A 12,960-nucleotide genomic window follows, 5' to 3' on the forward strand; every position below is an offset into this window, starting at 1 on the left:
AAGATTTGAAAGAAAAGCCCTCATTTGCTCTACATACAGAGTTGAAAGGGCTTTTTTCCACTTCAGACGCAAAAGAAAAATAAAGAAGAAAATCGAGCATAATAATCTGCAATACAGAATGTTATATAATTGCAATAGTACTCCAAACAAAGAGCTTTTCACTGGAAGTGATAAGTTACTGAAAGTAAAGCGCTTATTGCTTTCCCCAAAAACGCAAGAAAAAAAGGATTTGTTTTTCTCGAATAAGATTGCGAATTTTGCATTCGTAGAAGTTTTGCTTAATTAATAAATGTAGTTATAGCCGTTATGAGTGAGATAGATCATGTCGGGCTGTGGAACCGCTGTCTTGAAATTATCAGAGACAATGTTCCGGAGCAGACATACAAAACATGGTTTCTGCCCATCATCCCCTTAAAATATGAGGACAAAACGCTGGTTGTACAAGTACCCAGCCAGTTCTTCTATGAGTTTTTGGAGGACAAGTTTGTAGACTTGTTGCGGAAAACTCTTTATAAGGTTATTGGTGACGGGACGAAATTGATGTATAACGTTATGGTGGATAAGAGTTCACGGAAAACCGTCGACTTGGAATCCACGCAGCGTACCATCATCCCGCAGAAGCAGGTGATGGATAAGAAAATCCCTCAGATTCCGGTTCCCGAGCTCGACCCGCACCTGAACCCGGAATATAACTTCGAAACATTTATTGAAGGTTATAGCAACAAGCTGTCGCGCAGCGTAGCTGAAGCCGTCGCACTGAATCCGGCTAAAACAATCTTTAATCCCCTGTTCTTATACGGAGCTTCCGGTGTGGGCAAAACACATCTTGCCAATGCCATCGGAACTAAAATTAAAGAACTATATCCGGAAAAACGGGTACTGTATGTATCCGCCCACCTGTTCCAGGTACAGTATACAGATTCTGTACGCAACAACACCACTAACGACTTTATCAACTTCTACCAGACCATTGACATTTTAATTATTGATGATATTCAGGAATTTGCCGGCGTTACCAAGACGCAGAATACATTCTTCCATATATTCAACCACCTGCACCAGAACGGCAAACAACTGATCCTCACTTCCGACCGTGCTCCCGTATTACTGCAAGGCATGGAAGAGCGCCTCATCACGCGTTTTAAATGGGGAATGGTGGCAGAACTCGAGAAACCGACCGTAGAACTTCGCAAGAACATCTTGCGCAACAAAATACACCGCGACGGATTGCAATTCCCACCGGAAGTCATCGATTACATTGCAGAGAACGTGGGCGACAGCGTACGCGACTTGGAAGGCATCGTTATTTCCATCATGGCGCACTCTACCATATATAATAAGGAGATAGACCTGGAACTGACGCAACGTATCGTCCGCAAGGTGGTACATAGCGAAAGCAAGGCTGTAACCGTAGACGACATTATCACTACCGTATGCAAGCATTTCGGACTGGATACTGCAACCATCCATACAAAATCCAGAAAGCGCGAAGTGGTACAGGCAAGGCAGATAGCCATGTATCTGGCCAAGAACCATACAGACTTCTCAACAGCCAAAATCGGAGCACTGATCGGACACAAAGATCATGCTACCGTATTGCACGCTTGCAAGACTATCAAAGAACTGAGGGAAGTAGACAAGTCGTTCCGGGCGGAAATTGATGAAATTCAGGCATCATTGAAGAAACAATAATGACGTTTTAAAAAGAGACAAGCATATCATTCTGTCATTCAGAGCGTAGCGAAGAATCTCTTCTCTATATACATAAAAAGGAAAGTAGATTCTTCGCTACGCTCTGAATGACAAGCTGCCTTATCACCAATCAGAATCCTTGTTTCTTCATCGTCTCCCAAAGAACCTCAGACATCGCTTCACTATCTTTCTTGGTATACCGTACCTCTGTAAAGACCTGAGCCAAGGTTTCTTTCTTGTTTTCCAATATGAATTGTTTATTTTCGGGAAGTGATTCCTTATAAGCATACAATCGGTCAATATCTTCCGGAGTATAATCATGATAAGTTTCCTCGTGTACAATCGCCTCCAACGGCAAACGATCTACCTGAGCCGGCGATTCATCAGGCCAGCCTACGGTCACTGTAGTGATAGGAAAAACCAATTCGGGCAACTCGAGCGCTTCGATAATCAGATGGGGATTGTAAGTGGTAGTTCCCAAATAGCAGATTCCCAATCCTTTCTCTTCGGCAGCCACACAAAAGGTTTGTGCCGCCAACAGCGTATCTACAGCTCCTGTTACAAACCACTCAAAGTTATCATATCCGGGTTCGGCCTTGCGCTGCTTGCACCACTTACTGAAACGGCGCAGATCGATACAGAAAGTAAGGACTACCGGAGCCGTTTGCACCATCGGTTGATTGAAATGAGCAGGGGCCAGTTTCGCCTTGCGTTCAGCGTCACGCGTCACAATTACACTATAGACCTGCATGTTTCCAACCGTAGAAGCACGGAAAGAAGTTTCGAGCAAATCATTTAACAAATCAGGAGAAATATCTTTCTGCTGATATTTTCGGATCGTTTTTCTTTGTTTCAAGCTTTCCATTATTTCTTTTTTTTGCAAAGATAGCACAAACTCAAGACAATACACTCAAACTCACCTGGAAAGTTCATCTTAAATTCCAGAAACGGAAAACAATCCCTACTAATAATTTGTTCATAATTTATCTTTTAGGAAACTTTCGAGTATTCCAAAAGCAACAACCTATTATTAATCAATAAATTAATATTGTAAAACAGAAAACTCTTATTCGGTTAATAAAAACATCTATTTTTATTTTGCCAGGTTAGAAAACATTCATAGATTTGCAAACGCATTTGTTAACGATAAGTATGACTTCTACAAATTTACTTATTAACAAATAAATCTAAGAGATACAAGCATCGTGGAAAAGAAAATTTATTCTTATGACGAAGCCTACGAAGAATCTTTACGATACTTCCAAGGCGATGAGTTGGCTGCCAGAGTTTGGGTAAACAAATACGCAGTCAAAGATTCTTTCGGGAATATTTACGAGAAGTCCCCGGAAGACATGCATTGGAGAATAGCCAATGAAGTAGCCCGCATCGAGGCAAAGTACCCTAACCCATTAAGTTCGGAGGAACTTTTCGGTTTGCTCAACCACTTCAAGTACATCGTTCCGCAAGGAAGCCCGATGACCGGAATAGGTAACAACTATCAGGTAGCTTCTCTGTCCAACTGTTTTGTGATCGGCGTAGACGGCGAAGCTGATTCCTACGGTGCTATCTTTAAAGTAGACGAAGAACAAGTACAATTAATGAAACGCCGCGGTGGTGTAGGTCACGACTTGTCTCACATCCGCCCCAAAGGTTCTCCGGTAAAGAACTCGGCACTGACTTCCACCGGCCTGGTTCCTTTCATGGAACGCTACTCTAACTCAACCCGCGAAGTGGCCCAGGACGGACGCCGCGGTGCATTGATGTTAAGCGTATCCATCAAGCACCCGGACTCAGAAGCATTTATCGATGCCAAAATGACCGAAGGCAAAGTTACAGGCGCCAATGTTTCCGTTAAGCTGACCGATGACTTCATGCAAGCCGCCGTTGACGGGAAAACATTTACGCAACAATATCCGATTGACGCCGCAGAGCCGACTACCAAGAAAGAAACCGACGCATCTGCATTATGGAAAAAAATCGTGCACAACGCATGGAAATCGGCAGAACCCGGTGTACTGTTCTGGGACACCATTATAAAAGAATCCGTTCCCGATTGCTATGCAGACCTGGGCTACCGCACCGTATCGACTAACCCGTGCGGCGAAATCCCCTTGTGTCCGTACGACTCCTGCCGTCTGCTTGCCATCAACCTCTACTCATACGTAGTAAATCCGTTCAAACCGGATGCATACTTCGACTTCGAATTGTTCCAGAAACATGTAACGTTGGCTCAACGCATCATGGACGATATTATCGACCTCGAACTGGAGAAGATCGAACGCATCATGGAGAAAATAGACACCGACCCCGAAAACGAAGACGTGAAGCACACTGAGCGCGTTTTGTGGCAGAAGATTTACAAGAAGAGCGGCCAGGGACGCCGTACCGGTGTAGGCATCACAGCCGAAGGCGACATGCTCGCCGCTTTAGGGCTGCGCTACGGCACCGAAGAGGCAACCGAATTCTCTGAGAAAGTTCACAAGACCGTAGCTCTCAGCGCCTACCGTTCATCCGTAGAAATGGCAAAAGAACGCGGTGCTTTCGAAATCTATGATACCGAACGCGAGAAGAACAACCCGTTCATCAACCGTTTGCGTGAAGCCGATCCGGAGATGTACGAGGAAATGAAGAAGTACGGCCGCCGCAACATTGCATGTCTTACCATTGCACCGACCGGCACCACCAGCTTGATGACGCAGACCACTTCCGGCATCGAACCGGTATTCCTGCCCGTCTACAAGCGCCGACGCAAAGTAAACCCGAACGACACCAATGTCCATGTAGACTTTGTGGACGAAACCGGGGATGCTTTTGAAGAATACATCGTTTTCCACCCCAAGTTCGTTACTTGGATGGAAGCGCAAGGCTACAATCCTGCCAAACGATACACGCAGGAAGAAGTAGACGCCATGGTAGAAAAATCACCTTATTATAAAGCAACCTCCAACGACGTAGACTGGCTGATGAAAGTCAAGATGCAGGGCCGCATCCAGAAATGGGTAGACCACTCCATCAGCGTGACCATCAACCTGCCGAACGACGTGGACGAGGATTTGGTAAACCGCTTGTACGTAGAAGCCTGGAAATCGGGCTGCAAAGGCTGTACGGTTTATCGCGACGGCTCCCGCTCGGGCGTGCTCATCTCCACCAAGAGCGACAAGAAGGAAGATCTTCCTCCATGCAAGCCGCCTACGGTTGTGGAAGTACGTCCCAAGACGCTCGAAGCAGACGTTGTACGTTTCCAGAACAACAAAGAGAAATGGGTGGCATTCGTCGGTTTGCTGGACAATCATCCTTACGAAATCTTCACCGGTGTACTGGACGACGATGAAGGCATCATCCTGCCGAAGAACGTAGTATCCGGACACATCATCAAGAATATGGACGAGCACGGAAACAAGCGTTACGACTTCCAGTTCGAGAACAAACGCGGATACAAAGTCACCATCGAAGGTCTGTCCGAGAAGTTCAACAAAGAGTACTGGAACTATGCCAAACTGATTTCCGGTGTATTGCGCTACCGCATGCCTATCGAACAAGTAATCAAGCTGGTAGGTTCTCTGCAACTGGACAGCGAAAACATCAACACCTGGAAGAATGGTGTGGAACGCGCCTTGAAGAAATACATCCAGGACGGCACGGAAGCCAAAGGCAAGAAATGCCCGAATTGCGGCAACGAGACACTGGTTTACCAGGAAGGTTGCCTCATCTGCAAGACTTGCGGTGCTTCGCGTTGCGGGTAGGTTCGTGGCAAGCACAAACGTTTGCATAGGAATTTAAATGACTTAGATAATGGTAGCTGCATGATTATGAGGAATATTTTCTATACTTGCATAATCAATGCAGCTATTGCTATTTCTAAATCTAATATATATGATACTACTATTTAATATCGAGTACCGCACCAGTTGGGGCGAAGAGGTCAGAGTGCTGGGTTCCATCCCGGAGCTTGGCAACAACCAACCCGGCAAAGCTACCCCCCTGCATACTGTAGACGGAATTCATTGGACCGCAGAAGTGGATATCCAACTACCCGAAAGCGGGGTTATTCAGTACAGTTACCAGATTTATTGCGATGACAAAGTTATACGTACAGAGTGGGACAGCCTTCCACGCACGCTGCACGTATCAGGCACCGCAAAGAAAATCTATCGCATCGAAGACTGCTGGAAGAACCTGCCGGAACAACAGTATTTCTACACTTCCGCCTTTACAGAATCCCTGCTGGCACACCGCGAACGCAGTGCCGCTCCCAAAAGCTACAAGAAAGGCTTGTTGATAAAGGCATACGCGCCTTGCATCGACGGCGACCACTGTCTGGCACTTTGCGGAAACCAGAAATCACTGGGCGACTGGAATCCCGACAAAGCCGTCCTTATGAGCGATGTCGACTTCCCCGAATGGCAAGTGGAACTGGACGCCGGCAAAATCAGTTATCCTTTAGAGTACAAGTTCATTCTTTATAATAAGAAAGAACGCCGTGCCGTAGCTTGGGAGAACAACCCCAACCGCTACATGGCCGACCCGCAGACAGGCGCCAACGAAACACTGGCCATCGGCGACCGTTACGTCTACTTCAGCCTTCCTTCCTGGAAAGGTTCCGGCGTAGCCGTACCCGTATTCTCCCTCCGCTCGGAGAAGAGTTTCGGTGTGGGCGACTTCGGCGACCTGAAGCGCATGATAGACTGGGCAGCCGCTACCCATCAGAAAGCCGTGCAAATCCTGCCTATCAACGACACCACCATGACGCATACCTGGACAGACTCTTATCCTTATAACAGTATCTCCATCTATGCCTTCCACCCCATGTACGCCGACCTGAAGCAGCTGGGCAACCTCAAAGACAAAGCCTTGATGGCCGACTTCAACAAGCGCCAGAAAGAGTTGAACGCCCTGCCTACCGTAGACTACGAAGCCGTGAACCGGACGAAATGGGAATACTTCCACCTCATCTTCAAGCAAGAAGGCGAAAAGACACTGGCATCGAAAGCTTTCCACGATTTCTATGAAGCCAACAAGGAATGGCTGCAACCGTATGCCGTCTTCAGCTATCTGCGTGACGTCTATAAGACACCGAACTTCCGCGAGTGGCCTAAATACACCACTTACGACGCCAAGGAAATAGAGAAACTGTGTCAACCGGATTCCGCCGATTATCCGCACATAGCCATCTATTATTACATCCAGTTCAACCTGCACCTGCAACTGCTTGCCGCCACCCAGCATGCACGCGCCAACGGCGTAGTGCTGAAAGGCGATATCCCCATCGGCATCAGCCGCAACAGCGTGGAGGCCTGGAAGGAACCGCACTACTTCAACCTGAACGGCCAAGCCGGTGCACCGCCCGATGACTTCTCCGTAAACGGGCAGAACTGGGGCTTCCCCACCTACAACTGGGACGTAATGGAGAAAGACGGTTACACCTGGTGGATGAAGCGTTTCCGCAAGATGGCGGAATACTTCGACGCCTACCGCATAGACCATATCCTCGGCTTCTTCCGCATCTGGGAGATACCGATGCATGCCGTACACGGCTTGTTGGGACAATTCGTTCCCGCTCTGCCTATGACGCGTGAAGAAATAGAAAGCTATGGACTCGCATTCCGCGAAGACTTCTTCCTGAAGCCCTATATCCACGAGTACTTCCTCGGACAGATGTTCGGCCCGCACACCGATTATGTGAAGCAGACCTTCATTGAGCCGACCGAGACTTGGGAGATTTACCGCATGCGTCCGGAGTTCGACACCCAGCGCAAAGTAGAAGCCTACTTCGCCGGAAAGACGGATGAAGACAGCGTTTGGATTCGCGACGGCTTGTACGCACTGATCAGCGACGTGCTGTTTGTACCCGACCGCAACGATCCGAACAAATACCACCCCCGTATCAGCGTGCAGCACGATTACATCTACCGCGCCCTGAACGATTGGGAGAAAGCCGCTTTCAACCGTCTGTACGACCAATATTACTACCATCGCCACAACGACTTCTGGGGACAGCAAGCCATGAAGAAGTTGCCGCAACTGACGCAGTCTACCCGCATGTTGGTATGTGGTGAAGACCTGGGTATGATACCCGACTGCGTGGCATGGGTGATGAACGACCTGCGCATTCTCTCTTTAGAGATTCAGCGCATGCCGAAAGACCCGAAACAAGAATTCGGACATCCCGACTGGTATCCGTACCGTTCCGTTTGTACCATTTCCACGCACGATATGTCTACCTTGCGCGGCTGGTGGGAAGAGGACTTCCAGCAGACGCAAAGATTCTACAACACCATGCTCGGACACTACGGCACGGCACCGGCGGTAGCCACTCCCGAACTTTGCGAAGAGGTAGTACGCACGCATCTCTACAGCAACTCCATCCTTTGCATCCTCTCCTTGCAGGACTGGATGGCGATAGACGGCAAGTGGCGCAATCCCAATGTGCAGGAAGAACGCATCAACATTCCCGCCAACCCGCGGCACTATTGGCGCTGGCGTATGCACCTCACTCTGGAACAGCTGATGAAAGCTGAAAGCCTGAATGAGAAGATAAAGGAAATGATAGAACAAACAGGAAGATAAAAATAGCTTTTGCTATCATCCCGTCATTTAGAGCGAAGCGAAGAATCTACTCTCTTATATGCACAGAGAGTAGATTCTTCGCTTCGTTCTGAATAACAGATTGCACAATACTTGCCTAAGCCGTAAAATATCCCTAAGTTTGCAAAAAAGAATCACCCGTTATGAGTAGCTACATCTTTTTAGACAATATCCGTTTCTTCGCCCATCACGGCGTAGGCGAACAAGAGACTTTAGTAGGCAATGAGTTCACCGTCAGCCTGCGCCTGCAGGTCGACATCCGGCGTGCTGCCGAAACGGACGATGTAGCAGATACCGTCAGCTATGCCGATGTGTATGAGGCAGTAAAGGCAGAAATGGCCATTCCGTCCAAGCTGTTGGAACACGTAAGCGGACGTATTATAGACAGATTGTTCCGCGACTTTCCGCAAATAGAAGAAATAGAACTGAAACTGGCGAAACGCAACCCGCCTATGGGAGCGGATATCGAAGCCGCAGGCGTGGAAATACGATTCAAACGCCCTTAAATCACCCTGTTACCGGGAGCCTTCCTGAACAGCTACTGCAAACTAACAGCGCAGCTTACGCTGTTTCTACAAACATAGTTTTTGATGATATTTCCAGCACTCCGTCACTTCTGAGTATAATTGATTGATTTCCATGATTTTAATGCGTGCTGGTAACCGTGTAGGTAGCGTGACGGTAAATGGTTACCAGCACGCTTTTAGGGGATAGAAACTTAACTTGTTCTATATATAACATGTTTATATACTGCCATTTATCCCATGCATATGTAAACTTCTGCGAACGTATCAAAATAACTTCTATTAACACGAAAAATAGCTGTTTTTGGCGCTTTGTCTATTGAATAAGTAGTAAAATGATAATTTTCTCTCTTTAATATTACCATGAATGAATCCGCATGACATATATCCTGTAAACATCTGATAATAAGAACGCTGCAGTTTCCTAGCGTAGGAAACGAGCGTTTCTGAGCGCGGGAACGACAGTTTCTCCTAATGGGAACGAGCGTTTCCTCTTATAGGAACTGCAGTTTCCTCTTATGGGAACGCGCGTTTCCCTATATGGGAACGGGAGTATAACCGCCCGCACAAGTTCCGCACGGACATTTGGCTTGTAGACCGCGATACGAACGAACCTTTCAGTGACAAACTGCGTTTTATTTTTATAGAACTGCCGTCCTTCACAAAGGAAGAGCAAAATTGTGAAACAGACTTCGAACGTTGGATTTATGTACTTAAGAATATGGAAACGCTCAAAAGATTGCCTTTCAAAGGCCGTATGGAGGGATTGAAAGAAACAGCACGCAACTTGAAGCGTATGAAAATGTCCGCAGAAGTAATACAACAAGCCACAGGCCTTTCTGCCGAAGAAATAGAAAAACTGTAAAGTACCGCAACTCAGGGCTGCACTTTACAGCTATCTCCGCTACTTTTTAATCTCCATTATCTCAATATTGCGGAAGTCCGTCGGATGGCTCTCCGATTGCAGTGCTATCCTACCCTCTTTCAGGGGACCGAAAGGCAGTTCGGGAGTGGAAGTTGCATCTTCACCGCCAATGACGAGGTGGGTATATGTCAATACAGTATCGCCATTCACAATATGATGCACCAGGCTATCGGCATATACCACCAACTCGAAGTCTACCCATTGATCGCCATCGTACGTCTTTCCATGACTGGCATAAGTATGAGGGATATAGCGTTTGCCATCAACATCGATCTCAGTGCCCGGAGTGCATGCACTTCCCGTAGGACGCGGCTCGCCGGTTCCGTCGCCACCCAGCAACTGGGCTTCTATGGAAACGGGGAAGAACTGGTCTTTCTCCATACTCTCGGGCGTCTGCGCATGAAACATGATGCCGTTATTGAGGCGTGCCCACTCGGGAGCTCCTTTCACCGGTTCGTCTACAAAGCGATACTCCAGGCGCAACTTATAGCTGGAGTAAGACTTATCGGTAAAGATGTGTCCGAAGCGGTCGTTGAATTCATCCCCATACGCATCGTAGCGCACTTTCAGCAAACCATCTTCCACACGGAAGGTGTTGCCGAAGTTCTCACCTACGGGATAGCCGCTAATCTTGACCGTCCAGCCTTCCAGGTCTTTTCCATTGAAAAGAGAAACCCATTCTTCCTGCTGCTGACTCTTCGGCGAAGAGCAGGAAGACAAGCATAATAAAACGAATAATAAAGTTGTAAGTGTTTTCATGGTTTTATAAGGATTTGAGGATTATTTCTTCCGCTTGCGCTTCTTTGCCGATTCTACCGCCTCGGCAACCACGGGCTTGTTGGCAAACCGCTTGGTATAAGTGGTATAATCGGGGACAGAACGTTCGTAGGTCGGATCGAGGAACAACGGACTGGAAATGATATGGTCCGCCGTACTGCGGTTGCAGCAAAAGACGATGTTCTCTACGCCGGCAAGACGGGTCAACGCCTTTACGTCCGTATCGTGGGGCTGCAAGGTCATAGGGTCGGTGAAGAAGAAAAGATAATCAATCTCTCCGTCTACAATGCGCGAACCCATCTGCTGGTCACCGCCCAAGGGACCTGATTTGAGGATGGTGAAATCCCATTCTACATCGGGATGTTTCTCTTTGAGAGCTTCGAGGATAAGAGTACCGGTGGTACCCGTGCAGTAAAACTTGTGCCCCATCAGCAGTTCTGAGTTCCAAAGTACCCACTCGATGAGGTCTTTCTTCATGGCGTCGTGCGCCACTAATCCAATCTTTCTAACTAATTTTTCCATAATCTAATGCCTTTAGACAAGTCTTATAGTTGCGAAAAGAGTTTCTTTCCATGCAAATAAAACTGCGCCAAGATACTGTTTTTTGTCCGTTCGGGTATCACAGAAAGGCAAGTTTTTTTCAAATTTTCTTCGCGGGAGGCTGAGAATGAGGCACGAAGGGAGGCAAAGGCACGACGCGCACGAAGCACTGCCCAGGCATTGGGGAATTGTCCTTTCAGCAGAAAACTTGCAGCCGCCACATAGTCGAGCACGGCACGCGTACGCATGACGGTAGCCAAATCTTCCGGCGGAAGATTCTTATATAGCATTACAAGGTTGTTACGGAAATTAAGGAATGTCTTGCGCGGATTCTCTTTCTTCAGAGTAGCCCCGCCGACATGAAACACTACACTCTGGGGGATGCATACAATCCCCCGACCGCGTGCACGGAGACGCCAGCATAAATCAATCTCCTCCATGTGGGCAAAGAAACGACCATCCAGCCCACCTGCCTCCTGATACTCCTTCAAGCGGATAAACAGGGCGGCACCCGTAGCCCAAAAGATAGGAAGAATCGTATCGTACTGGCCTTTGTCTGTTTCCACCACTCCCAGGATGCGCCCGCGGCAGAAAGGATATCCGTAGCGGTCGAGGAATCCGCCGGCAGCCCCGGCATACTCGAACTGCTTCTTTTGCCGCCAACTGCGTATCTTCGGCTGGCAAGCGGCCACTTCGGGATGGGCGTCCATATAGGCGGCAAGTGGTGCAAGCCAATGCTCGGTCACTTCGACATCGGAATTGAGCAACACTACATATTCTGCCTCCACTTGTTTCAATGCAAGATTATATCCATCGGCAAAGCCATAATTCTCCTCCAACAGTATCAGGCGGACGGATGGAAATTCACGACGGAGCATTTCTACCGAAGCATCCGTAGAACCATTATCGGCCACGTACACAGCCGCACCGTCGGCTTCGGAGAAGCGCACAACAGAGGGGAGAAATGAACGGAGCATGTCGCATCCGTTCCAGTTCAGTATTACGACGGCTATCTTATCCATGATGTATAGAATCTTTTCGTTTGTTTTTCCAACGCTTATGCGACCAGAACCAATAAGCCGGGGCACGGCGAATGGTCTGCTCCAGGCGACGGGCAAAACATTCGGTGATTTCTCCTTCGGCAGTCTGCTTCGGGGTTTCGGTTATCAGGTCGAAAGATACTTTGCAATATCCTCTGCGCACCCGCTGCAACTCGCAATAAAAGACGGGGAAGTCCATCATTTTGGCAATGCGCTCGGCACCATCCATAAAGACGGTATCCTGATTGAGGAAGGTAGTCCAATAATGCGCTTCGCTACGATTGGGCGACTGGTCGGTAATCAGGCCAACGGCTATCCGCTTGTTTTCGCGGCGCAACTTTATCATTTCGCGGGCGGTGGAGTGTTTGGGCACGTTATATCCACCGAAGCGGGCACGGATGTGTTTGAACATCTCGTCCAGATACTTATTGCTGAGTGGTTTGTATACCTGAACCGGAAGGTCACCCGGATGCATGATAGAGCCCATGCCTATAATCCATTCGAAGTTGGCATAATGGGGAATGAGCAGAATGATGCCACCGCGCTTCTCGACCATATCGAGAAAGAGCTCTTTATTATTGTACTCCATCCGGCGGCAAAGCTCTTCAAAGGAGATACGCAGCATCTTGACCTCCTCCAGCATATAGTCGCAAATATAATGGTAGAACTCACGCTCTATCTCGCGCAACTCGACCTCGGATTTCTCAGGGAAAGAATTACGAAGATTGCGGCGTACCACCTTCTTGCGGTAGTGAACAACGTGGCGCATCAGGAAATACAACCCGTCGGACAGCGCATACAGTGCCCGGAAAGGCAACAATGCAACGAGCCACATGCCTGCGTAAGTCAACCAATAGAGTAGTCTCGATTTCATAAT

The 12,960-nt window shown here is 48.1% G+C and carries 10 protein-coding genes; 5 read left to right on the forward strand and 5 right to left on the reverse strand.

The genetic code is table 11. The features are described from left to right. Nucleotides 1-306: 306 nt before the first annotated feature. Nucleotides 307-1,692 carry a chromosomal replication initiator protein DnaA gene (dnaA, locus tag AAE250_RS14890; RefSeq protein ID WP_294598249.1) on the forward strand — a complete coding sequence of 462 codons (1,386 nt, stop codon included), beginning with the start codon at nt 307-309 and terminating at the stop codon, nt 1,690-1,692. A 130-nt stretch (nt 1,693-1,822) separates the two neighbouring features. Here dnaA and AAE250_RS14895 read toward each other — a convergent pair whose 3' ends face one another. Further along, nucleotides 1,823-2,557 carry an NADPH-dependent oxidoreductase gene (locus tag AAE250_RS14895; RefSeq protein WP_294598252.1) on the reverse strand — a complete coding sequence of 245 codons (735 nt, stop codon included), beginning with the start codon at nt 2,555-2,557 and terminating at the stop codon, nt 1,823-1,825. Between the two features lie 340 nt (nt 2,558-2,897). On the opposite strand from AAE250_RS14895, the gene AAE250_RS14900 reads away from it, so the two are divergent. The 4 genes from AAE250_RS14900 to AAE250_RS14915 all read left to right on the forward strand — a co-directional run bounded on the left by AAE250_RS14900 (nt 2,898) and on the right by AAE250_RS14915 (nt 9,666). Beyond that, nucleotides 2,898-5,435, forward strand: a complete 2,538-nt coding sequence (locus tag AAE250_RS14900; protein WP_294598255.1) for an adenosylcobalamin-dependent ribonucleoside-diphosphate reductase — start codon at nt 2,898-2,900, stop codon at nt 5,433-5,435. A gap of 130 nt (nt 5,436-5,565) precedes the next feature. Then, on the forward strand, nt 5,566-8,259 hold the full coding sequence (locus AAE250_RS14905) for a 4-alpha-glucanotransferase (protein WP_294598259.1): 2,694 nt from the start codon (nt 5,566-5,568) through the stop codon (nt 8,257-8,259). A gap of 161 nt (nt 8,260-8,420) precedes the next feature. Further along, a complete protein-coding gene (folB, locus tag AAE250_RS14910; RefSeq protein ID WP_294598262.1) occupies nt 8,421-8,783 on the forward strand; it encodes a dihydroneopterin aldolase in 363 nt (120 codons plus the stop codon). Between the two features lie 556 nt (nt 8,784-9,339). Continuing rightward, on the forward strand, nt 9,340-9,666 hold the full coding sequence (locus tag AAE250_RS14915; protein ID WP_446715763.1) for a PD-(D/E)XK nuclease family transposase: 327 nt from the start codon (nt 9,340-9,342) through the stop codon (nt 9,664-9,666). 39 nt (nt 9,667-9,705) lie between these two features. Here the strand turns inward: AAE250_RS14915 and AAE250_RS14920 are convergent, their stop codons facing one another. Genes AAE250_RS14920 through AAE250_RS14935 form a run of 4 tightly spaced genes read right to left on the reverse strand, consistent with a single transcriptional unit; the run spans nt 9,706 to nt 12,957 of the window. After that, a complete protein-coding gene (locus AAE250_RS14920) occupies nt 9,706-10,485 on the reverse strand; it encodes a 3-keto-disaccharide hydrolase (RefSeq protein WP_294598265.1) in 780 nt (259 codons plus the stop codon). Nucleotides 10,486-10,506: 21 nt separating this feature from the next. After that, nucleotides 10,507-11,025, reverse strand: a complete 519-nt coding sequence (locus AAE250_RS14925) for a methylglyoxal synthase (RefSeq protein WP_294598268.1) — start codon at nt 11,023-11,025, stop codon at nt 10,507-10,509. A gap of 23 nt (nt 11,026-11,048) precedes the next feature. Further along, nucleotides 11,049-12,065 (reverse strand): glycosyltransferase family 2 protein, encoded by a 1,017-nt coding sequence (locus AAE250_RS14930; protein WP_294598270.1) that lies wholly within the window; start codon nt 12,063-12,065, stop codon nt 11,049-11,051. Continuing rightward, a complete protein-coding gene (locus AAE250_RS14935) occupies nt 12,058-12,957 on the reverse strand; it encodes a lysophospholipid acyltransferase family protein (RefSeq protein ID WP_294598273.1) in 900 nt (299 codons plus the stop codon). The genes AAE250_RS14930 and AAE250_RS14935 overlap by 8 nt, the downstream gene beginning before the upstream one ends. Nucleotides 12,958-12,960: the final 3 nt, after the last annotated feature.

This window comes from Bacteroides sp. GD17 (genome assembly GCF_038448625.1).
In the GTDB taxonomy this organism is placed as follows: Bacteria; Bacteroidota; Bacteroidia; order Bacteroidales; family Bacteroidaceae; genus Bacteroides.